Source organism: Streptomyces sp. NPDC005931 (assembly GCF_042871235.1).
In the GTDB taxonomy this organism is placed as follows: domain Bacteria; phylum Actinomycetota; class Actinomycetes; order Streptomycetales; family Streptomycetaceae; genus Streptomyces.
Window position 1 is genome coordinate 82,537 of record NZ_JBIAIG010000003.1, and the last position, 22,501, is coordinate 105,037.

Here is a 22,501-nt window from a genome sequence, read left to right on the forward strand (position 1 = left end):
CCCGAAAAACCCTATATGCCACGCTATCTTGCTTCAGGTGATCCAGGCTCTCGGACTGACCAGCACCCCCCGCAAGGAGCTTCCGCCCGCAGTCGACGACGTCTCCTTCGAGGCGCGGCCGGGCCACGTCACCATGCTGCTCGGAGCGCCTGGCGCGGGCAAGACGACGACGCTGGGGCTGATGCTCGCACTCCGGCCGGGCCGCGGCATCACCTACTTCAGGGGCCGCCCCCTGCACCGCATCGCCCACCCCTCCCGTGAAGTCGGCGTACTGCTGGGCGATGTACCCGGGCACCCCGCGCGCACGGTCCGCGGCCACCTCCGCATGCTGTGCGCCGCCGAGGGTGTCCCGGTTCGGCGTGCCGACGAAGTCCTCGAAGCGGTGGGGCTGGTGAGCCTGCGCGATGAACGGCTCGGCACGCTCTCGCGCGGCATGGACCGACGTATGGGTCTGGCCTGCGCGCTGCTGGCGGATCCGCACACGCTGGTGCTCGACGAGCCGGCCTCCGGCCTCTCCACCCGTGACAACCGCTGGCTGTACGGCATGCTCGGGGCCCACGCGGCACAGGGCGGCACCGTCCTGTGCACCATCACCGATCCCAGGGAGGCGGCGCGTGTCGCGGACCACGTGGTCACGCTGGAGCGGGGCCGAGTGGTGGCCGATCAGGACGCCGCGGAGTTCGCGCGCACGCGGCTGCGTCCGCGCGTCGCCGTCCGCAGTCCCCACGCCGCCCGCCTCGCCGCTCTCCTGACCAAGGAGGCTCGCACGGCCCGGCGTTCCGTCGAGGTGGTGCAGGAGGGCGGCAACCGTCTTTCCGTCTACGGCAGCAACTGCGCGGACGTCGGCGAGGCCGCGTTCAGGAACGGCATCGTCGTGCACCAACTCGCCGATGAGGTCGGTGACATGGGGCCGGGTGCAGGAACGGCCGCGGGAGATCCGACCGCCACTGCGACCACTTCCACCACATCGGTCACCACAACACCGACGAAGTCCTCCGGTCCCACGACGAACGTCACGTCGATGTCCGCCCACAGCTCCGCGGATCATGCCGACCGCGAGTCCGACGTCCTGGCCGAACTGCCCCCTCCCATCTCCGTCCGCCGCGCCCCCGGCCCCCTCCGTCCCCTGCGCTACGAGATCCGGCGTGTGGCGGGGACCGGCACGGCACTGCTCGTCGGGGCGGCGGTGATCGTGGTGTCCGCGCTCACCGCCGTCCTGCTGGCCCGAATCGGGCACACCCCCCAGTCGCGCCTGCTGGCCGCGTGGCCGAGGGAACTGCCCCTGCCCCCGGCGGCGCTGGGAGCGGGACTGCTGGGCGCGCTGGCCTTCGGCGACGAGTTTCGCCATCCCGCCCTGGCCCCGGATCGCGGCAGCGTGCCCCGGCGGCTGGGGCTGCTGGCCGCCAAACTCCTCGTCTCCTCGGCCGTCGCACTGGTGCTGGCCGTCGCCACCGTCGGATGCGACGCCGAACTTCTCCATCTCGTCTACGGCCCGGAACTGGTCGGGGTTCCCACGGACTGGCTGTCCCTGAGCATCAGTTGGGTCTGCCTCGTCGTCGCGTGCGCCTGGGCGGGCGTGCTGGCTGCGGGAGTCTTCCGGTCCACCAGCGCCGGGCTCGCCGCGGTCGTCGCCGTGCCGCTTCTCCTCGTGCCTCTTCTGCACAGGGTCACGGAGGCGCCCTCCGCGCGGAGTGCGGCCGGGCTTCCCCTGCGGCTGCGGGCGCTGTTCCCGCTGCGGTGGCCCTTCGGGGGCGAGCGGTACCTGGAAGGGGTGCTGCGGGTGCTCGCTCAACCCGTGGGCGGCGCTCTGACGTTGTCACTGGCCGTGCTGCTCTGCACCTATCTGCTCACCACCGCGCGCGGCAGGGTCCGATGACGACCGTCCACGTTCCAATCGGTCCGCTCCTTGCATACAACTCCTCGACGAGAAGCCAGAATCTTTCCGATAAGGCGTCAATTGCGACGGGGTGAGCGATCACCCTTTCGTGTGCTTTTCAGCAAAGACCTCAAGGGAGTTGGAAGCGGAGCCGACAAAGGATGCGTGAGTACCCTTGCAGCGCACACCATGATGACCGCCGCCCGCTCCGCAGACACCGGCCTCGCGAGCCCGGGCGAACTAGACCGCTACCCCTATGCGGAGGCGCCCGCCGCGGACCGCGTCCCGGCCCCTGTCTGGGAAGGCTCGGACCCCGAGCTGGCCCGTGTCGGCCGGCGAGCCGCGGGCAGTCGCGGCCGCGGACTGCACGGCCAACTCGTCCAGCAGCTGGGTCAGATGATCGTTTCGGGCGACCTGGGCGCCGACCGTCCGCTGGTGCCCGAGGAGATCGGCCAGCGCTTCGAGGTGTCCCGCACCGTCGTCCGCGAGTCGCTCCGCGTCCTGGAGGCCAAGGGTCTGGTCAGCGCCAGGCCCAACGTGGGCACCAGGGTGCGTCCCGTCAGCGACTGGAACCTTCTCGATCCGGACATCATCGAGTGGCGGGCGTTCGGGCCGCAGCGCGACGACCAGCGTCGTGAGCTCAGTGAGCTGCGCTGGACGATCGAGCCGCTGGCCGCCCGTCTGGCCGCCGGACACGGACGCGAGGACCTCCAGCGGCGCCTGTCCGACATGGTCGACATCATGGGGCAGGCCATGGGGCAGGGCGACGCCCTCACCTTCGCGCGGGCCGACTCCGAGTTCCACTCCCTGCTCATCCAGGTCGCCGGCAACCGCATGCTCGAGCACCTCTTCGGGATCGTGTCCGCCGCGCTCCAGGTCTCCGGTGGGCCGGTCACCGGCTGCGACCGGCCGAACGAGGCCTCGCTGGCCCACCACGGCCGGATCGTGGACGCCCTCGCCGGCGGTGACGCCGAGGCCGCCGAGGCGGCCATGCGCCAGCTGCTCACCGTCCACCCCGAGGTCGAACGCGTGGTGCCCGCCCCCCGCGAGCACTGACGGCGTTCCGCGGACGGTCCGGCCCGGAGTGCCATCCCCCTCCTGTGGCATCGCCCGACCGGTCAGTCGTCCTCCGTCGGGCCCCGCGGGATCGATTCACCGATCCCGCGGGGCCCGACGGTCGCAGAGCGGTGGGACACCGGGACCGACGCGTTGCCGAAAGCCGACGCGAGCGTTCCGCCGCCCGGCTGCCGAGGCACCTCACCCCTGGCAGTAACCACGTCGTCAGCCATGGGTGACCATCTCTGTCCCTGTCTGACCGCTTTTGAGTGCTTACGGGGTGTGACTCGGGCCACGCGAATTGGGCGTAACGCTCATGGGGAGAACGCGATGACCTAAGAGGTGACAGTCGCGGAGGGAATACGGACGCCGTACACGGCGCTGTGCTTCTCCCCGGCCCCCGCCCGCGCCGTCGGCCCATCCCCAAGCCGGCGGTCGGCTCCTGTCCACTGTGGACGGGGCCGGAAGCCGTTTTCCAACGTTCCGAGAGGTTGTTCGTGTCGGCCAGCACATCCCGTACGCTCCCGCCGGAGATCGCCGAGTCCGTCTCTGTCATGGCGCTCATTGAGCGGGGAAAGGCTGAGGGGCAGATCGCCGGCGATGACGTGCGTCGGGCCTTCGAAGCTGACCAGATTCCGGCCACTCAGTGGAAGAACGTACTGCGCAGCCTCAACCAGATCCTCGAGGAAGAGGGTGTGACGCTGATGGTCAGTGCCGCAGAGCCCAAGCGCACCCGAAAGAGCGTCGCAGCGAAGAGTCCTGCCAAGCGCACCGCCACCAAGACGGTCGCGGCCAAGGCGGTGACCACCCGGAAGGCCACCGCAACCGCCACGCCGGCGGCGCCTGCCGCCGAGCCCGCCGTCGAGGAGGAGGCAGCCGCCAAGAAGGCGGCTGCCAAGAAGACCACCGCCAAGAAGGCGGCCGCGAAGAAGGCCCCGGCGAAGAAGACGGCGGCCAAGAAGACGACCGCCAAGAAGGACGACGTCGAGCTGATCGAGGAGGAGGTCCTCGAGGACACCAAGGTCGCCGACGAGCCCGAGGGCACCGAGAACGCCGGCTTCGTCCTCTCCGACGAGGACGAGGACGACGCTCCCGCCCAGCAGGTCGCCGCCGCGGGTGCCACCGCCGACCCGGTCAAGGACTACCTCAAGCAGATCGGCAAGGTCCCCCTGCTCAACGCCGAGCAGGAGGTCGAGCTGGCCAAGCGCATCGAGGCGGGTCTGTTCGCCGAGGACAAGCTGGCCAACTCCGACAAGCTCGCGCCGAAGCTCAAGCGGGAGCTGGAGATCATCGCCGAGGACGGGCGCCGCGCCAAGAACCACCTGCTGGAGGCCAACCTCCGCCTGGTGGTCTCCCTGGCCAAGCGCTACACCGGCCGCGGCATGCTCTTCCTGGACCTCATCCAGGAGGGCAACCTCGGTCTGATCCGCGCGGTCGAGAAGTTCGACTACACCAAGGGCTACAAGTTCTCCACGTACGCCACCTGGTGGATCCGTCAGGCGATCACCCGCGCGATGGCCGACCAGGCCCGCACCATCCGCATCCCGGTGCACATGGTCGAGGTCATCAACAAGCTCGCGCGCGTGCAGCGCCAGATGCTCCAGGACCTGGGGCGCGAGCCCACCCCGGAGGAGCTGGCCAAGGAGCTCGACATGACCCCGGAGAAGGTCATCGAGGTCCAGAAGTACGGCCGCGAGCCGATCTCGCTGCACACCCCGCTCGGTGAGGACGGCGACAGCGAGTTCGGTGACCTCATTGAGGACTCCGAGGCCGTCGTCCCGGCCGACGCGGTCAGCTTCACGCTCCTGCAGGAGCAGCTGCACTCCGTGCTGGACACCCTGTCGGAGCGCGAGGCGGGCGTCGTCTCCATGCGGTTCGGTCTCACCGACGGTCAGCCGAAGACCCTCGACGAGATCGGCAAGGTGTACGGCGTCACGCGTGAGCGCATCCGCCAGATCGAGTCCAAGACCATGTCGAAGCTGCGCCACCCGTCGCGTTCGCAGGTGCTGCGCGACTACCTCGACTAGGACTGGACGGCTCGGCCGGACAGCGGTTGTGCGAAGGCCTGGTTCCCCGCTCGGGGAACCAGGCCTTCGCGCTGCTCCGGGGGTGCGGGGTGCGACGGGATGGATCACTCTGGGTGTTCGACTATCACCCCAGAGTGAGGAATGCGCATGCGTTGTCGTTTCGCCCGGGCGCTGGCCCGCCCCCTGGTCCTCGTCGCCGCCGCGTCCGCCATAGCCTTCGCTCCGGCCGCGCCGGCGGTCTCCGACAGTGTTGTCGTCGGCGGCTTCCCGGTCGACGTGTCCGAGAGTCCCTGGACGGTGGCCCTGTCCAGCCGTGACCGGTTCGGGGGTACGCGAGCCGGCCAGTTCTGCGGAGGTGTGGCGGTCGGCCCGACCACCGTGCTCACCGCGGCCCACTGCGTGGACGAGGAAGTACTGGGGGCTCCCCCGGACGAGGTGCGCGACCTCAAGGTCATCACCGGGCGCACAAGTCTGACCTCGCAGCAGGGGCACGAGATCGCCGTACGCTCCACCTGGGTGAACCCGGAGTACGACCCCGTCGGCAACTCGGGGGACTTCGCCGTGCTCACCCTGGCCGCGCCGCTGCCCTCCGGCTCCGCCATCGCCATGGCGCCGGCGGGCGACCCCGCCTACCGCGCGGACACGGCCGCCACCGTCTACGGATGGGGGGACACCACGGGCTCGGGCGCCTACGCCGACAGCCTGCACGCGGCGCGTGTGCGCGTGCTGCCCGATGCGCTCTGCGCGGCGGCGTACCCGGGGAACGACGAGGGCACCTACCGCGCCGACACGATGCTGTGCGCCGGGGAGCGGGCCGGGGGCCCGGACGCCTGCCAGGGGGACAGCGGCGGGCCGCTGGTGGCCCAGGGGAAGCTGATCGGCCTGGTGTCCTGGGGCAGCGGGTGCGGCTGGGCGGGCAGCCCCGGGGTGTACACGCGGGTGTCCGACGTACTCCGGAAGCTGGGACCGGCGGGGGCCTGAGAGCGCCCGGGAGCGGCTTCAGGGGGCCTGTGCACCCGCGGCCACGCCAGGGGGCATCTGCCTGCAGAGCACGGAACGGTTCACAGCACACACGACGGGCGGCCGCCTCTGGGAAACAGAGGCGGCCGCCCGTTGCACCGGCCTGTGCCGGGCTGCTCGTCGTCGGACGCGATGTGTCAGCGGTCCTCGTCGGAAGCGCTCGCCGGAGCGGACGTCAGCCGCTCCGTCTCGTCCTGTATCTCAGCGGCGATCTTCTTGAGTTCCGGCTCGAACTTGCGGCCGTGGTGGGCGCAGAAGAGCAGTTCTCCGCCGCTCAGCAGGACGACGCGCAGGTATGCCTGGGCGCCGCAGCGGTCGCAGCGATCGGCGGCCGTCAGCGGGCTCGCGGGGGTCAGAACAGTAGTCACGTCGCCTCTTCTCTAGCTCGACGAGCTGTCGTACCAGGGTCAACATCCAACCAGCCCCAAAACGTTCCCGCTCGTGGCTTTTCCTCGAAAAATCTTCCCGAGGTGGCCGGCTGTTGCCGGTTGGCGGCGAATGTGCCGTATTGCGTGTCTCTGTGTCGTACGGATTCGCGTGGTATCGGTGGTCGGCCCTCCCGGCTGGGTTGCCGGTTGTTCATGAGGACGTGCCCGGAGCCTAAATGGTTCATGCCTCGAAGGGAACGTGATGTGTGCTTCACTCCATCGAGGGATCGAACAAGCATACGACTCTCGACTAGGCTGACATCCTGACGAGGGTGGCGTTACAACGGCTCTACCAGGCCTCGGTACCCTCTCCCCGGTGACTGAAGCCGCGCCCTTACCCATGAGGGCCCCATCTGAAATTCAGCGAGGAGCGAACCGCGTGACCGCCGAGACGTCCGTGCCGTCCACAGCTCTGCTGGCAGGAGCAGACCGGGACGGTTCCAACTACACCGCGCGGCACCTGCTCGTCCTCGAGGGGCTCGAGGCCGTGCGGAAGCGCCCCGGTATGTACATCGGATCGACTGACAGTCGCGGTCTGATGCACTGTCTGTGGGAGATCATCGACAACTCCGTGGACGAGGCCCTCGGAGGCTACTGCGACCACATCGAGGTCATCCTCCATGACGACGGGTCCGTGGAGGTCCGGGACAACGGCCGTGGCATCCCGGTCGACGTCGAGCCGAAGACCGGTCTGTCCGGCGTCGAGGTCGTCATGACCAAGCTGCACGCCGGCGGAAAGTTCGGCGGCGGGTCCTACGCCGCCTCCGGCGGTCTGCACGGCGTCGGTGCCTCCGTGGTGAACGCGCTCTCCGCGCGGCTCGACGTCGAGGTCGACCGTGGCGGGCACACCCATGCGATCGGCTTCCGGCGCGGCGTTCCCGGCGTCTTCACCGGGACCGGCCCGGACGCGAAGTTCGAGGCCGGGAGTGGCCTGCGCAAGGCCAGGAAGATCCCGAAGAGCCGCACCGGCACGCGCGTGCGGTACTGGGCCGACCGGCAGATCTTCCTCAAGGACGCCAAGCTCTCCCTGGAGAACCTGCACCAGCGCGCGCGCCAGACGGCGTTCCTGGTTCCCGGCCTGACCATCGTCGTCCGCGACGAGTACGGGCTCGGTGAGGGCGGCAGCAAGGGCGAGGAGTCCTTCCGCTTCGACGGCGGCATCAGCGAGTTCTGCGAGTTCCTGGCCACCGACAAGCCCGTCTGCGACACTCTCCGCTTCACCGGGCAGGGCTCCTTCAAGGAAACCGTCCCCGTACTGGACGAGCGCGGTCAGATGACGCCCACGGAGGTCACCCGCGAGCTCGGCGTCGACGTCGCGCTGCGCTGGGGGACCGGTTACGACACCACGGTCCGGTCCTTCGTCAACATCATCGCCACCCCCAAGGGCGGCACCCATGTCGCCGGCTTCGAGCAGGCCGTCGCCAAGACGATGAACGAGGTGCTGCGCGCCAAGAAGCTGCTGCGCGTCGCCGAGGACGACATCGTCAAGGACGACGCCCTGGAGGGTCTCACGGCAGTCGTCACCGTCCGCCTGGCCGAGCCGCAGTTCGAGGGCCAGACCAAGGAGGTGCTCGGCACCTCGGCGGCCCGCCGCATCGTGAACACCGTGGTCTCCCGGGAGCTCAAGGCATTCCTGACCTCGACCAGGCGGGACGCCGCTCAGCAGGCCCGGGTCGTCATGGAGAAGGCCGTCGCCGCGGCCCGTACACGCATCGCCGCGCGCCAGCACAAGGACGCCCAGCGCCGAAAGACGGCCCTGGAGTCCTCCTCGCTGCCCGCCAAGCTCGCCGACTGCCGCAGCGACGACGTCGACCGCAGCGAGCTGTTCATCGTCGAGGGCGACTCCGCGCTCGGTACGGCCAAGCTCGCCCGGAACTCCGAGTTCCAGGCGCTGCTGCCGATCCGCGGCAAGATCCTCAACGTCCAGAAGTCGTCCGTGACGGACATGCTGAAGAACGCCGAGTGCGGCGCGATCATCCAGGTCATAGGGGCGGGCTCGGGACGCACCTTCGACATCGACGCGGCCCGCTACGGCAAGATCATCATGATGACCGACGCCGATGTCGACGGCTCCCACATCCGCACCCTGCTGCTGACCCTGTTCCACCGGTACATGCGGCCCATGGTCGAGGCGGGCCGGGTCTTCGCCGCGGTGCCCCCGCTGCACCGCATCGAGCTGATCCAGCCCAAGAAGGGCCAGGACAAGTACGTCTACACGTACTCGGACCGCGAGCTGCGGGACAAGCTCATGGAGTTCCAGAGCAAGGGCATCCGCTACAAGGACTCGATCCAGCGCTACAAGGGCCTCGGCGAGATGGACGCCGACCAGCTGGCCGAGACGACCATGGACCCGCGCCACCGCACGCTGCGCCGCATCAACCTCACCGACCTGGAGGCCGCCGAGCAGGTGTTCGATCTACTCATGGGCAACGACGTCGCTCCGCGCAAGGAGTTCATCTCCAGCTCGGCGGCGACCCTGGACCGCTCGCGCATCGACGCGTAGGCGCCACGGCGCCGGACCGGGAGGGCCCGGACGTGGGCACGCGCGGCGACTCGCGTGCTCACCAGGGGTTTGGGTCACCTGATGGGGTGAAGAGGACCGGGAAGAAGAGTCGGGGATCTTCCCGTTCTGTCCATCCTTGGGCATGCAGCCAAGCAACGGTCGCCCCCGCGTCGGCGGGGGTGGTCACGAGAGTTACGCCGGACACCCCGGTGATCACGGCGGCCCGGTCCTCGACGGAGGCCCCCGGGACGTCGGGTACGACGATCCCTGGTACGACGCCCTGGCCTCGGGCTGGGGCGAGTCCACCGGCGAGACCACTGGTACGGGCCCCTCGGAGGCCACGGCGGCGGTGCCCTCGCCGCGCGGCGAGGACGCTGCCGTGGCGGCCGCCGGCGTGTACCTCGAGGTCCAGCGCAGCGCGGCCTTCCAGGAGGTGCGCAGCAGGTACCGGAGGTTCGTGACGCCGACGGTGGTGGCGTTCTTCGTCTGGTACGTGGCGTACGTCGTGACCGCCACGACTGCGCCGGCCCTGATGGGCCGGCCCGTGGCGGGCGCCGTGAACGTGGGGATGCTGGCGGGGCTCGGGCAGTTCCTCACCACCTTCCTGCTCACCTGGGCCTACACCCGGCACGCGCGGCTGCGCAGGGACCGGGCCGCGCTCGAACTGCGCTGGGACACACAGGAATTGGCCCGTGGGAGAGGCGGTGCCGCATGACGGGCGATCACCAGGGGCCGGTGCTCCTGCTGTTCAGCGCTTTCGTCGCGGTCACCCTCGGGATCACCACCTGGGTGAGCCGCCACCGGCACGGATCCGCGGAGGAGTTCTACGCGGGCGGCCGGCTCTTCTCCCCGATGGAGAATGGTTTTGCCATCGCGGGCGACTACATGTCCGCCGCATCCTTCCTCGGTATCTCCGGGCTCATCGCCCTCTTCGGCTACGACGGGATGCTGTACTCGGTGGGCTTTCTGGTGGCCTGGCTGGTGGTGCTGTTCCTCGTCGCGGAACTGGTGCGCAACTGCGGGCGCTTCACGCTCGCCGACGTCGTGGCGGCGCGGATGCGGGAGCGGCCGGTACGGATCGCGGCGGGTACGTCGTCGGTCACCGTGTCCGTTCTGTACCTGGTGGCGCAGATGGTGGGCGCGGGCAGCCTGGTGGCGCTGCTGCTCGGGGGCACGAGCGGGGTGGCGCGGGCCTGGACCGTCATCGGCGTCGGCGCGCTCATGGTGATCTACGTGTCGTTGGGAGGGATGCGGGCCACCACGTGGATCCAGATCGTCAAGGCGGTCCTGCTGCTCGGCGGCACCGTCGCGCTGACCGTGCTCGTCCTGCTGCGCTTCCACGGCGACTTCAACCGGCTGCTGCTCACCGCTGCCGAGCGCAGCGGTCACGGTGAGGCGTTCCTCGCGCCGGGGCTCGCCTACGGCGGGGACTGGACCGCCCGCTTCGACTTCATCAGCCTGGGTCTGGCCCTGGTGCTGGGAACCGCCGGGCTGCCACACATCCTGTCCCGATTCTACACCGTGCCCACCGCGCGGGCGGCGCGGCGCTCGGTGGTCTGGGCGATCGGGCTCATCGGCGGCTTCTACCTGATGACCATCGTCCTCGGGTTCGGCGCCGCCGCCATCGTCGGACCGGACGCCGTGCGCGGTTCCAACGCGGCCGGCAACACCGCGGTCCCGCTGCTGGCGCTCGACCTCGGCGGTGGTGCCGGCTCCACGGGGGGCACGGTGCTGTTCGCGATCGTCGCCGCCGTGGCGTTCGCGACGATCCTCGCCGTGGTCGCCGGGATCACGCTCGCCTCCTCGGCCTCCGTCGCCCACGACCTGTACGCCTCCCTGCGACGGCGGCGCGGCAGACAGTACAGCGAGGTCGCCGTGGCCCGCGTCGCCGCGGTCGGCATCGGCCTGGTCGCGATCGGCCTCGGGCTGCTGGCGCGCGACCTCAACGTCGCCTTCCTGGTGGGCCTCGCCTTCGCCGTAGCCGCCTCCGCGAACCTGCCCGTGCTGCTCTACGCCCTGTTCTGGCGCCGCTTCACCACGCGCGGTGCGGTGTGGGCCGTCTACGGCGGACTGGTGCCGGCCGTGATCCTGGTCCTGCTGTCCCCCGTCGTCTCGGGCAGCCCCGAGTCCCTCTTCCCCGGCGCCGACCTCCAGCTCTTCCCGTTGCAGAACCCGGGCCTGGTCTCCATCCCCCTGGGCTTCCTCGCGGGCTGGCTCGGCACGATCACCTCGCGCGAGACGCCGGACGCGGCCAAGCACGCGGAGACCGAGGTGCGGTCGCTGACCGGAGCGGGCGCCGTCTAGGCCCCGGCAGAGACGGTTGGCGCCGGCATCCGTATGCAAGTGGGGCACGGCTCCTTCCCCCGCCCCCACGGGCCGTGTCCTCAGGCGCGGGTCGCCCACACGTAACGGTGTTCCGGGCGGCCCGCGTCCCCGTACTTGAGGGTCAGCGTGGCCCGTCCGGTGCGCTCCAGGAGCTTCAGATAGCGCTGGGCGGTCTGGCGGCTCACCCCGGTGCGTTCGGCGATCTCCTGGGCGGACAGCGGACCGTCGGCGTTCATCAGGGACCGGCGCACGAGTTCCGCCGTCGTGGGGGAGTGCCCCTTCGGCAGGTCGGGCTCCGAGGCGGCCGAGAGCGCGCCGAAGATGCGGTCCACCTCCGCCTGTTCGGCCTCACCGCCGCCGTCGAGGGTGCGGCGCAGCTGCGCGTACGCCTCCAGCTTGGCGCGCAGGCCGGCGAAGGTGAACGGCTTTACCAGGTACTGCAGGGCTCCGTGGCGCATCGCCGCCTGCACGGTAGACACGTCACGCGCCGCCGTCACCATGATCACGTCGGTCTGGTGGCCGCTGCGGCGCATCTCCCGCACGACGTCGAGGCCCGTCCCGTCGGGCAGATAGTGGTCCAGGAGCACGAGGTCCGGGCGGGGTGGCATCTCCAGCCGGCTCAGCGCGTCGGCCGCGCTGTGCGTCCGGCCGACGACGCGGAATCCGGGCACCTTCTCGACGTAGGCGGCGTTGACCCGCGCGACCCGGACGTCGTCGTCCACGACCAGGACCTCGATCATCGCGACTCCTCCTCCATGCCCCGCGGGGCGGACGCGGCCGTCAGGGCGGGCTGCGGGCCCGGCTCGGTGAGGGTCTCGGGCAGGACGACGGTGAACTCCGCGCCCCCGCCGGGTGCCTCGCCCACGGTGGCGCTGCCACCTTGCCGCTCGGCGAGACGACGCACCAGGGACAACCCGATGCCCCGCTCGCGGTGCGCCGGGGGCTGCTTGGTGGACCAGCCCTCCGTGAAGATCAACTCCCGTTGCCCGGGCGGGACACCGGGGCCGGTGTCGCGTACGACGAGCACCGCGGTGCGGCCCTCGGCGCGCAGTTCGACCTCCACGCGCGCGTGCGGCGTGCCCGCGACCGCGTCGAGGGCGTTGTCGACGAGGTTGCCGACGACCGTCACGAGTCCCCGAGGGTCGACCAGCCGGTCCGGCAGCAGCGTCCGGTCGGACAGGCTCAGGGCCACGCCGCGTTCGGCCGCGACCGTCACCTTGCCCACCAGCAGCGCGGCGAGCAGCGGGTCCCGGATCTTCTCGGTGAGCTGCTCCGCGGTGGCCCGGTGATCGCCGACCACCTCTCCGACGAACTCCACCGCCTCGTCGTACATCTCGAGTTCCAGCAGCCCGAGCAGGGTGTGCATGCGGTTGGCGTGCTCGTGGTCCTGGGCGCGCAGCGCGTCGATCAGACCGAGGGTGGAGTCCAGTTCCCGGCCGAGCCGGTCCAGCTCGGTGCGGTCGCGCAGGGTGACGACGGCGCCGCCGTCGTCGGTCGGCATGCGGTTGGCGACCAGGACGCGCTGCCCGCGGACGGTGAGCAGATCGGTGCCGGTCACCCGCCCGGCCAGGACATCGGCCGTACGGCCCTCGCCCAGCACCTCGCCGGGGGACCGGCCCACGGCTTCGTCCCCGATGCCCAGCAGGCGCTGTGCCTCGTCGTTGAGGAGCCGGACGCGGCCGGCGCGGTCGAGGGCGACGACGCCCTCCCGGATGCCGTGCAGCACGGCCTCGCGCTCGGCGAGCAGTGCCGCGATGTCCGAGAAGGCCAGGTCCCGGGTCTGCCGCTGAACCCGCCGGGAGATGAGCCATGCCGCGAGCGCGCCCACGGCCAGCGCGCCGCCCGCGTAGGCGAAGAGCCCCGGGATCGCGTGGATCAGCCGGGCCCGGACGCTGTCGTAGGCGATGCCGACCGAGACGGCGCCGACGACGCTGCCGTCGTCGTCGCGCAGCGGGACCTTGCCGCGCGCCGAGCGGCCGAGGGTGCCGTCGTCGATCTCCATGACGTCGTGGCCGGCCAGGGCCCTGCCGGGGTCGGTGGAGACGTGGCCGCCGATGCGCCGCGGGTCGGGGTGCGACCAGCGCACGCCCCGCCGGTCCATCACCACCACGTACTCGGCCCCGGTGGCCTCGCGGATGCGTTCCGCCCCCCGTTGCACCGGCCCGTCCGCCGACGGCGGTGTGCCGCGCAGCTCGCGCACGATCTGCCGGTGCTCCGCGGTGGTCTGCGCGATCGCGAGCGCGCGGCGCATGGCCTGGTCGTCCAGCTGCTCGCCGAGCGGAGCCAGGAACAGGCCGGTGGCGAGCACCGCGACACCCGCGGCGATCGCCAGCTGCATCAGCAGTACCTGCGAGAACACCCGCCGCGGCAGACCGAGCCGCAGGCGGCGTGCGGGGGGAGTGGGGCTCATGCCAAGACGGTACGTGGACGGCTCGGCGGCGCCGTAGGGGTCTGGCGTGGATCCTTGAAGTCCGGGAAGGGGGAGCACCAGCGGCGGCGACGACGCCGGTGCGGAAGAGGGGATCCCGCGCGTCCGGCGCGGCACGTGCGGGTGGTCGGCGGCCTGCTCCGGCAGGACCGCCCCGGGCGTCCGGTGGTCGCCTCAGCTCGCGAGTGCGGCCGGCACCTCTGCCTTGCGCATCGACAGGACGTCCATCCGCGCGGGCGACCCCAGCACCGAGCCGCAGCTCTCGGGGCGGGGCGGCAGCGATGCGCCCTGGGCCACGACGACGTGCCAGCGGCGTCCGTCGGTGTGCGCGACGGTCACGTGCCACCGTGGTCCCGTGCCGTCCGTCCGTACGACGCTCAGCACCTCCGCGGTGTGCTCACCCAGCGCCGCGCGCACGAACAGCTCGGCGGCCTGGCCGGGGCGCTCCCAGGCGGAGCCGCCGCGGCACCCGTCCAGCACGATCCGGCCCTCCTGAGCGCGGTGCAGGACCTCCTTGACCGCGTGGGCCTCTGCCCGGCCGTACGCGTAGCCGTACGGCAGCACGAGTACCGTCGGCGAGAAGCGGTGGCCGCCCAGGTGGGTGACCTCCCAGACGCCCTCGACACCGGAGGCGGCGAGTTCGGCGGCGAGGGGCCGCCCGAGGAGCGCGCAGCACCGGTCGCGCTTGCCGTTGGTGCACACGAGCGCGAGGGGATCGCCCTGGTGGGCCCGTCCACCGAGCGCCGCGTCGAAGGTGCCGTGCTCGCCCCGGCCCAGGGCGGCGAAGTCCAGGTCGAGCAGTTGTCCGGGGTCCTCGGTCGTGGCGGTGCGCAGCCAGACGTCGCCCGGGACGGTGTGCGCCGCGTACACCCGGCGGGTGGCGGGCACACGGCAGTCCGCGTGGCGGCCGGGGCGCCGGATGAGCGCGATGCGCACCCCGGTGTCCTCGGCCGCCGCCTCCAGGGCACGCCCGAGTGCGGGGTCGAGGTGGCTCGAGGTGAGCGCCTTGGCACCCCAGGGGCCGGGCTGTTCCAGCAGGAGCCAGGTCCTCGCGGTGGCCGCGGTTCCCGCGACGGGCTCGTCGAGCTCGCGGGAGACGGTTGAGCACGTACTCACAGAGGTGAGCCTAACCTGAGTTGCTCAGGAGTGGCCTGTCGGCCCGCCCGTGTCCCGCTCCGGCGGTGTCCGGGACGGCTTGGGCCCCACGTACAGTCCGCTGGGACGCATGCGCAGCGGGCGCTCGCCGTATTCCTCCAGGGCGTGCGCGATCCAGCCCGCCGTCCGCGCGACGGCGAAGACGGTCTCCGCCGCGGAGGAGGACATGCCGCAGGAGGTGGTGAACACGGCGAGCGCCAGATCCACGTTGGCGTGCAGCGGTGTGTGGCGCGCGGCCGTGGTGACGATGTCGCGGGCCGCCGCGAGGGCCGGCGCGGCGTGCGGGATCTCCTCCAGGAGGGTGAACAGGGCTCGCGCGCGGGGGTCTTCCCCGGGGTAGAGCCGGTGGCCGAGCCCCGGAATGCGGCGCCCGGCCCGCAGCTCCTCGGCGATGACGGGCCCCGCACTGCCGGTGTCGAGCACCTCCAGCAGCAGCCGGTGGGCGAGTCCGCCCGCCGCGCCGTGCAGGGGGCCCTCGAGCACGCCGAGCCCGGACGACACGGCCGCGTAGGCGTGGGCGCGGGCCGACGCGGCGACGCGCACGGCGAGCGTGGAGGCGGCCAGGTCGTGGTCGACGAGAAGGGCCAGAGCCGTGTCCAGTACGCGCACTCGTGCCTCGTCGGCCTCCACACCGGTCAGCCGCGCCCACAGCCGGTGGGCCAGCGGACCGGCGTCAATGTGGTCGAGCCGCACGGGCGGGAGCGCGGCGACGAGGGTCGGGATGAGTGTGCGCGCGGTGCCGAGGACGGCGTCCTCGGACAGGTCGAAGCGCAGGGGGTCGGCCGTGGCGGCGGCGATCGCGGCGACTCGGAGCCGGTCGGTGGGAGAGGCGTGGTCCGGCAGGGCGTCGACGGCCCGCCGGGCCACGGCGACGGAGGATTCGGGCGCGGTGAAGGTGACGCCGGGCCGCAGACGGCCGGTCCACAGCCACTCGGCAACCTCTTCGTAGGTGTGCCGGGTGGCGAGTTCCACCGCGTCGGCGCCCCGGAAGTAGTACCGGTCGCTGTCGATCAGGGTGAGGCGGGTCCGCACGGACAGCTCGCCACCGGAGCCGCCCGGGCCGGTGCCGCCGCCCCGTCTGCTGCGCCGCGCGAGGGCCTCCACCTCCTCGGCGTCGAAGGTGCTGCCCCGGCCACCGACCCCGCGCCGGCTGCCGAGCTGACCGCGGCTCACATACGCGTACACGGTCTCCGGCTTCACGCCCAGCAGTTCGGCGGCCTCCTTGGTGCTCAGGCGCCGTTCCGCGTCGCGGGGGGTGGCGGGCTCTTGATCGCGCATGTGCGTCACCGTATCCGTCTTGCTCCTCATGGATCGACCTCCCCTTTACGTTGATTAATCAACGTTGACAGGAGTCAAGTCAACGTCTGGACCCAGTGACCTGCCCGACGCGCAACGCGGCGCCCCCTTCGCCGCCGGGGCCACTGCGCTGGCGCCGACTGTCCGGGGAGGTTCGAGATGCCCTGCTTTGCCATCGCGCGGGTGGGCGGGCCACCCCGTCACCGGGATGGGCAGGCGGCCAATTGCCCCTGAATCCTGATCGGCCATCGGTTCCCAACCGGACGAGTGACGCGAGCGGGCCGTGGAGCGGTACCTGATCTCCACCACGGACCACGGCCTCGACGCGTCGGCCTTCACGGCCCGCGTCATCGCATCGACCGGCGCGGACGTGGCGGGCCTGCCCGGCGGGCGCCGTGGCCGCGCTGTCAGGCCCCGGACGGGGCGCCCCCAGCCGGGCGCCGGACACACGGGACGCCATGGGCACGCCGGACCGCATCGACGGCTGTGTGCGCGAACGGTCCTCGCGCGCAGGCGCATCATGGGCTTCGGCCACGCGGTCCACCCGGCGGAGGACCTCGCTCACGCATGCCCCGCGAAGTGGCCCGGGAGTTCGGCGGCCCTCGGGCCGTGCTCGTCATCGGAGCTCGAGCGGCACGTCGAGGCGGAGTCGCCGAGCTCAAGCCGGGCCGCGAACCGCACACCAACGTGGAGCACTGCACCGGTGTGGTCATGGAACGGTGCGGCCTGCCGCGCGAGATGCTCACACCGACGTTCGCGGCGGCGCGGGTGGCGGGGTGGAGCGCCAACATCCAGGCACAGGCCGAGAAGTCGAAGATCATCAGGTCGGTGGCGCGGTGCGTCGACCCCCGGGCACCGGTGAAGGTGCCCGAGGCGGTGTGTGGGGACGCGTGCGGCCTGGTGCCGTTCTGGCGCCAGGCCTCATCGGTTCGGTCGTCGAGCAGGGACGGGGTGCCGGGCTGCTCGCCGGGTCGGTGTCCGGCACGGCCAACGGTTGCGTGGGGCCGGGGCGGCGAGACGGTTCTGGGTGGAACGCGTGCTCGTGCGGGTCTCAGGCGTCCGGGATGTCGGCCTTGGCGCGGATCAAGGTCTCCCGGCTGACGACCACGATGCGTTCGTAGTCAGCGCGGGAGGCGTCCGCGGGCAGCTCGCGCTCCAGCGCCTCGGTGGCATCGGTGCCGATGACGGCGAAACTGCCGTCGCTCAACTCGAAGAGGTCCGGGCAGTTCGCGCCCGAAGCGCTGCCACGGGCACTGGGAGGCACACCGATACGGCGCACGATGTTCAAGGGGTACCGGTCCTTACAGACGATCTGGGCACAGTGCTGGGGAGCAGATTAGTGGTGCGCCAGGGGCGTCGGTGGCGAAACATGGCCCAAAGTCACCCCAGGGGGTCGGATGCCGCTCGGGCTGAGGGTCTCACTCCGAGGGCGGGTTGCCCACGACCCACCACTCGTCCGTGTCCGCTTCCTCGAGGTCACGGATGAGGCCGTCGACCATGTGGCCCATCCGGGCCTCGTCGGAGGTCTGCTTCAGCGTGGCCCGCTGGCCCCTCGAGGCCTCCCAGTACTCCCTCATCAACGGGTTCTGGAAGATCTCCCGCAGGTGCCCGAACAGCTCGTCCTGACTGACGATGCCCGCCCGGTACAGGTGGTAGAGGTTGACGTACCAGGCGTTCGCGTACAAGAACTGGCGGCGCTTGGCCGCCGGGATGTCCTTGTCGTAGGTGTCGATCACCGCGGCGAGGGAGGGATCGTCGATGGCCCGGGACAGCAACTCCCAGTGCATGCGCTGCTGGTGTGCCAGCGCCCTGCGCCGGGAGGTGAGCTCCTCGAGTTCCAGACGCCGTGCCTGTACGCGTTCCGCCTCCAGGCGCCTCTGGCGCGCGGCGAGCGTCAGCGTGGCGGTTGCGAGCACCAGACCGGTGGCTGCGGGACCAAGCCTCCCCGTGCTGTTCTTCCGTGTGGCCATGTCAACCCCCGAATCAGGCGTCCGTCCGCCGGTCGTCGGGTGCGGGTTCGACTCATGGGTACCGGCGAGCGATGGGCGCGGCGCGTGCCGCCTCCAGGGTGCCGAGCGGCTCTGATCGGCGGGGAGGCGGAGAAGAGGCGCACGGAGGGAAGCGGGGTCGCACGATCCGGCGCCTTGCACAACGTCTGCCCCGCGAGCGCTGCCAACAATCGTTCACTGCGGATCAGTGCGGGCAGCTCGTATCCTGGGGCGTCATTCATTCCTCGTGCGCACGCCGCTGCGTGAGCCGGGGTGCGCGTGGGCGGGAGAAGGGGGCGCGTTGGAGCAGGGAAGCACGCAGATTCCGGTGGTCGTCCTCGCCGGTTTCCTCGGCTCGGGAAAGACCACCCTCCTCAACCACCTCCTCCATCACAGCGGTGGCAGCCGGATCGGCGCCGTCGTCAACGACTTCGGGGCGATCGAGATCGACGCCATGGCCGTGGCCGGGGCGCTCGGGGACTCGACCGTGTCGCTCGGCAACGGGTGCCTGTGCTGCGCGGTGGACGGCAGCGAGCTGGACGCCTACCTGGAGCGGCTGGCCCGGCCCTCCGCCGGAATCGACGTGATCGTCATTGAGGCCAGCGGCCTGGCCGAACCGCAGGAACTCGTGCGGATGGTGCTGGCGAGCGAGCACCCGCGGATCGTCTACGGGGGCCTCGTCGAGGTCGTGGACGCCGCGGAGTTCGACCGGACGCGGGTCCGGCACCCCGAGATCGACCGGCATCTCGGCCTCGCCGATCTGGTGGTGGTGAACAAGCTCGACCGGGCGGCGGACGCCGCGCGCGTGCTCGATCTCGTCCGTGACCTCGCCGGCGGTGCCGCCGTCGTACCGGCCGTCTTCGGACGGATCGACCCCGAGTTCCTCTTCGACTGCCGGCCCAGCGAGGAGCGCATCGGGCAGCTGTCCTTCGACGACCTGACCCGACACGGGGCGGAAGAGGACGAGGACGGGCACGCCGGGCACCTGCACACCGGGCACCTGCACACCGGGTACGACAGCCTCTCGTTCGTCTCCGAGGTCCCGCTCGATCCCCGCCGGCTGATGACGTTCCTCGACGGCCGGCCCGAGGGGCTGTACCGGATCAAGGGCTACGTCGACCTCGGGCCGCACGACACTCGCAACCGGTACGTGGTGCACGCCGTGGGGCGGTTCCTGCGGTTCTACCCGGAGGCATGGCCGCCGGGCGAGGAGCGGCTCACTCAACTCGTACTCATCGGGGCCGGCATCGAGGCGGCCGCCCTCACCAAACAGCTGGAGGCGTGCGTGAGCGATACCCCGCACGCCGACGAGCAGGCCATGTGGGGCGTGCTGCGCTACGTCCGGGAGCCGCAGGACCCGGCCGACCGACCCGATCCCGAGCCGGACTGGACGGACACCGGAACCGACTCGACGGAACCCGGAACCGACGGGCCGGATCCCGGGGCCGGCGGGCCCGTGCCCGCCACCGACTGACGGAACCAATACCGACGGGCCGGCCCGGCCCGCCCCGAGCCGATGGTGCGGGCCTCAATGCCACGGCGGTCCCGTGCGACGGCCGGTCCCGTGCGACGGCCGGTCCCGTGCGACGGCCGGTCCGAACCGGCCGATCTCCCGCCCGGCGGTGTGCGGGCCGGCCCGGCAGCCTTCCGGACCGGCCCGGCAGCGTCTCGGGCCGGGACGGCTCAGCGGTACGCGGGCCGCCTCGACCTGTCCCGCCCTAGACCGGCCCCGCGACCACCGACACCGTCTTGGCCAGGGACACGCCCGAGCCGTCGCGGCGCGGGTCGGGCTCCGGCAGGGCGACCGGGGTGCCGTTCTTCTGTGCTGCGCGGGCCGGGACCGGACCCGCCCAGGCCAGGGACAGGCAGTCCTCGCCCTTGAGGAACCGCTGGCAGCGCACACCGCCGGTGGCTCGGCCCTTGCGCGGGAACTGGTCGAACGGCGTCAGCTTGGCGGTCGTCTGGACGGAGTCGTCCAGGGTGCCGCGCGAGCCCGCCACCGTGAACACCACCGCGTCCACCGCCGGGTCGACGGCCGTGAACGAGATGACCTTCGCGCCCTCGGCGAGCTTGATGCCGGTCATGCCGCCGGCGGGGCGGCCCTGCGGCCGGACCTGGGCGGCCGGGTAGCGCAGCAGTTGGGCGTCGTCGGTGATGAACGCCAGGTCCTCGTCGCCGGTGCGCAGTTCGACCGCGCCGACGATCCGGTCGCCCTCCTTGAGGGTGATGACCTCCAGCTCCTCCTTGTTGGAGGGGTAATCGGGCACCACGCGCTTGACGACACCCTGTTCGGTGCCGAGCGCCAGCCCCGGCGACGACTCGTCCAGCGTCGTCAGGCAGACCACCTGCTCGTCGTCCTCCAGGGAGACGAACTCCGCCAGGGGCGCACCACCCGAGAGGTTCGGCGTCGGCATCGTCTCCGGCAGCTGGGGGAGGTCGACGACGTTCAGCCGGAGCAGGCGGCCCGAGGAGGTGACCACGCCGATTTCGCCGCGGGCCGTCGCGGGCACCGCCGACACGATCACGTCGTGCTTGACCCGCTTGCCGGTGTCCTCCGCGAACGGCTCGTCGTTCGCCGTACGGGCCAGCAGGCCTGTCGAGGACAGCAGCACGCGGCACGGGTCGTCCGCCACCTGGAGCGGTACGGCGGCGGCCGGGGTGCCCGCCGACTCCAGCAGGAGCGTGCGGCGGTCGTTGCCGAACTTCTTCGCGACCGCCGCCAGTTCCGCCGAGACCAGCTTGCGCAGTTCCGCGTCCGACTCCAGGATCCGGGTCAGTTCCTCGATCTCAGTGTTCAGCCGGTCCTTCTCCGACTCCAGCTCGATGCGGTCGTACTTGGTGAGGCGGCGCAGCGGCGTGTCGAGGATGTACTGGGTCTGGACGTCGCTGAGCGAGAAGCGCTCGATCAGGCGCTGCTTGGCCTGCGCGGAGTTCTCGCTGGAGCGGATCAGGCGGATGACCTCGTCGATGTCCACCAGGGCCGTGAGCAGACCCTCGACCAGGTGCAGGCGGTCGCGCTTCTTGCCGCGGCGGAACTCCGAGCGGCGGCGCACGACGTCGAAGCGGTGATCGAGATAGACCTCGAGGAGCTCCTTGAGGCCCAGGGTGAGCGGCTGGCCGTCCACCAGCGCCACGTTGTTGATGCCGAAGGACTCCTCCATGGGCGTCAGCTTGTACAGCTGCTCCAGGACGGCCTCCGGCACGAAGCCGTTCTTGATCTCGATGACCAGACGCAGCCCGTGCTCGCGGTCGGTGAGGTCCTTGACGTCGGCGATGCCCTGGAGCTTCTTCGACCCCACCAGGTCCTTGATCTTGGCGATGACCTTCTCCGGGCCGACCGTGAAGGGCAGCTCGGTGACGATCAGGCCCTTGCGGCGGGCCGTCACGTTGTCCACGGTGACCGTCGCGCGGATCTTGAAGGTGCCGCGGCCGGTCTCGTACGCGTCCCGGACGCCGGACAGGCCGACGATCCGGCCGCCGGTGGGCAGGTCGGGGCCGGGCACGTGCTTCATGAGGGCGTCGAGATCGGCGGTCGGATGCCGGATGAGGTGGCGGGCGGCCGCGATGACCTCGCGCAGGTTGTGCGGAGGCATGTTGGTGGCCATGCCGACGGCGATGCCCGAGGCGCCGTTCACCAGAAGGTTGGGGAAGGCGGCGGGCAGCGCCACCGGCTCCTGCTCCTGGCCGTCGTAGTTCGGCGCGAAGTCGACCGTGTCCTCGTCGATGGACTCGGTCATCAGGCTCGTGGCCTCGGCCATCCGGCACTCGGTGTACCGCATGGCGGCCGGCGGGTCGTCGTTGCCCAGCGAGCCGAAGTTGCCGTGGCCGTCGACCAGGGGGACCCGCATGGAGAAGGGCTGGGCCATGCGCACCAGGGCGTCGTAGATCGACGCGTCACCATGGGGGTGCAGCTTGCCCATGACCTCGCCGACGACGCGGGCGCACTTCACGTAGCCGCGCTCGGGGCGCAGTCCCATCTCGTTCATCTGGTAGACGATGCGGCGGTGCACCGGCTTCAGACCGTCGCGCGCGTCCGGCAGGGCGCGGGAGTAGATGACCGAGTACGCGTACTCGAGGAAGGAGCCCTGCATCTCGTCGACGACGTCGATGTCGAGGATCTTCTCCTCGTACGAGTCGTCGGGCGGCGGGGTCTTCGTGCTGCGGCGGGCCATCGCTGCCGGCTCCTTGCTTGAAGCGTGTGACGGGATCTGACGCGGACCATTGTGGACCGCCGCACCGACAACCGGGACAAGGACCCGGTTGCGGCTCCCGCGCGGGGACGGGGCGGCGGCGCGAGCAGATTACGCGGACCGGCGGCCGCTCCCCGCCGCGGGTCGCGCCGAACCGGCCTGGGGACGGGCGAACGGTTCGGCGGAACGCCGGCGTCCGCCTCGTCGCC

16 protein-coding genes and 1 pseudogene are annotated in these 22,501 nt (G+C 71.3%); 9 read left to right on the forward strand and 8 right to left on the reverse strand.

The window, feature by feature from the left end; translation table 11 throughout:
- The first annotated feature begins 37 nt into the window (after nucleotides 1–37).
- From ACFYOV_RS08035 to ACFYOV_RS08050, 4 genes are all read left to right on the forward strand, one after another.
- Complete coding sequence (locus ACFYOV_RS08035; protein ID WP_389084299.1) at nucleotides 38–1,876, forward strand: ATP-binding cassette domain-containing protein; 1,839 nt, start codon at nucleotides 38–40, stop codon at nucleotides 1,874–1,876.
- 165 nt (nucleotides 1,877–2,041) lie between these two features.
- A complete protein-coding gene (locus tag ACFYOV_RS08040) occupies nucleotides 2,042–2,932 on the forward strand; it encodes a FadR/GntR family transcriptional regulator (protein ID WP_389084301.1) in 891 nt (296 codons plus the stop codon).
- Nucleotides 2,933–3,429: 497 nt separating this feature from the next.
- Complete coding sequence (locus tag ACFYOV_RS08045; protein ID WP_389084304.1) at nucleotides 3,430–4,959, forward strand: RNA polymerase sigma factor; 1,530 nt, start codon at nucleotides 3,430–3,432, stop codon at nucleotides 4,957–4,959.
- 147 nt (nucleotides 4,960–5,106) lie between these two features.
- Nucleotides 5,107–5,940: a S1 family peptidase gene (locus ACFYOV_RS08050; protein ID WP_389084306.1), complete on the forward strand. Its 834-nt coding sequence runs from the start codon at nucleotides 5,107–5,109 to the stop codon at nucleotides 5,938–5,940.
- A 176-nt stretch (nucleotides 5,941–6,116) separates the two neighbouring features.
- On the opposite strand, the gene ACFYOV_RS08055 is transcribed toward ACFYOV_RS08050, so the two are convergent.
- Complete coding sequence (locus tag ACFYOV_RS08055; protein WP_389084309.1) at nucleotides 6,117–6,347, reverse strand: hypothetical protein; 231 nt, start codon at nucleotides 6,345–6,347, stop codon at nucleotides 6,117–6,119.
- 439 nt (nucleotides 6,348–6,786) lie between these two features.
- Here ACFYOV_RS08055 and ACFYOV_RS08060 point away from each other — a divergent pair, with 439 nt between their 5' ends.
- The 3 genes from ACFYOV_RS08060 to ACFYOV_RS08070 all read left to right on the forward strand — a co-directional run bounded on the left by ACFYOV_RS08060 (nucleotide 6,787) and on the right by ACFYOV_RS08070 (nucleotide 11,214).
- On the forward strand, nucleotides 6,787–8,910 hold the full coding sequence (locus ACFYOV_RS08060) for a type IIA DNA topoisomerase subunit B (protein ID WP_389084310.1): 2,124 nt from the start codon (nucleotides 6,787–6,789) through the stop codon (nucleotides 8,908–8,910).
- A 142-nt stretch (nucleotides 8,911–9,052) separates the two neighbouring features.
- Entirely contained in the window at nucleotides 9,053–9,625 is a 573-nt protein-coding gene (locus ACFYOV_RS08065) for a DUF485 domain-containing protein (protein ID WP_389084313.1), read from the forward strand.
- On the forward strand, nucleotides 9,622–11,214 hold the full coding sequence (locus ACFYOV_RS08070; protein WP_389084315.1) for a cation acetate symporter: 1,593 nt from the start codon (nucleotides 9,622–9,624) through the stop codon (nucleotides 11,212–11,214). The genes ACFYOV_RS08065 and ACFYOV_RS08070 overlap by 4 nt, the downstream gene beginning before the upstream one ends.
- 80 nt (nucleotides 11,215–11,294) lie before the next feature.
- Here the strand turns inward: ACFYOV_RS08070 and ACFYOV_RS08075 are convergent, their stop codons facing one another.
- From ACFYOV_RS08075 to ACFYOV_RS08090, 4 genes are all read right to left on the reverse strand, one after another.
- Nucleotides 11,295–11,975, reverse strand: coding sequence for a response regulator (locus ACFYOV_RS08075; RefSeq protein ID WP_389084317.1), 681 nt, complete (start codon nucleotides 11,973–11,975; stop codon nucleotides 11,295–11,297).
- On the reverse strand, nucleotides 11,972–13,645 hold the full coding sequence (locus ACFYOV_RS08080) for an ATP-binding protein (protein WP_389084318.1): 1,674 nt from the start codon (nucleotides 13,643–13,645) through the stop codon (nucleotides 11,972–11,974). The genes ACFYOV_RS08075 and ACFYOV_RS08080 overlap by 4 nt, the downstream gene beginning before the upstream one ends.
- 192 nt (nucleotides 13,646–13,837) lie before the next feature.
- The gene (locus ACFYOV_RS08085; protein ID WP_389084320.1) at nucleotides 13,838–14,779 is read right to left on the reverse strand and encodes a sucrase ferredoxin; all 942 of its coding nucleotides are present in this window, start codon (nucleotides 14,777–14,779) and stop codon (nucleotides 13,838–13,840) included.
- Between the two features lie 24 nt (nucleotides 14,780–14,803).
- Nucleotides 14,804–16,096: a citrate synthase gene (locus tag ACFYOV_RS08090; protein WP_389084323.1), complete on the reverse strand. Its 1,293-nt coding sequence runs from the start codon at nucleotides 16,094–16,096 to the stop codon at nucleotides 14,804–14,806.
- A 301-nt stretch (nucleotides 16,097–16,397) separates the two neighbouring features.
- Here ACFYOV_RS08090 and ACFYOV_RS08095 point away from each other — a divergent pair.
- A pseudogene (locus ACFYOV_RS08095) lies at nucleotides 16,398–17,215 on the forward strand (citrate/2-methylcitrate synthase).
- On the opposite strand, the gene ACFYOV_RS08100 reads toward ACFYOV_RS08095, so the two are convergent.
- Nucleotides 17,166–17,402, reverse strand: a complete 237-nt coding sequence (locus ACFYOV_RS08100) for a hypothetical protein (protein ID WP_389084325.1) — start codon at nucleotides 17,400–17,402, stop codon at nucleotides 17,166–17,168. The pseudogene ACFYOV_RS08095 and the gene ACFYOV_RS08100 sit on opposite strands and share 50 nt — an antisense overlap.
- A 130-nt stretch (nucleotides 17,403–17,532) precedes the next feature.
- Nucleotides 17,533–18,084, reverse strand: coding sequence for a DUF6082 family protein (locus ACFYOV_RS08105; RefSeq protein ID WP_389084328.1), 552 nt, complete (start codon nucleotides 18,082–18,084; stop codon nucleotides 17,533–17,535).
- 319 nt (nucleotides 18,085–18,403) lie between these two features.
- On the opposite strand from ACFYOV_RS08105, the gene ACFYOV_RS08110 reads away from it, so the two are divergent.
- Nucleotides 18,404–19,576, forward strand: coding sequence for a CobW family GTP-binding protein (locus ACFYOV_RS08110; RefSeq protein WP_389084330.1), 1,173 nt, complete (start codon nucleotides 18,404–18,406; stop codon nucleotides 19,574–19,576).
- Nucleotides 19,577–19,820: 244 nt separating this feature from the next.
- On the opposite strand, the gene ACFYOV_RS08115 is transcribed toward ACFYOV_RS08110, so the two are convergent.
- Nucleotides 19,821–22,274, reverse strand: coding sequence for a DNA topoisomerase (ATP-hydrolyzing) subunit A (locus ACFYOV_RS08115; protein WP_389084332.1), 2,454 nt, complete (start codon nucleotides 22,272–22,274; stop codon nucleotides 19,821–19,823).
- Nucleotides 22,275–22,501: the final 227 nt, after the last annotated feature.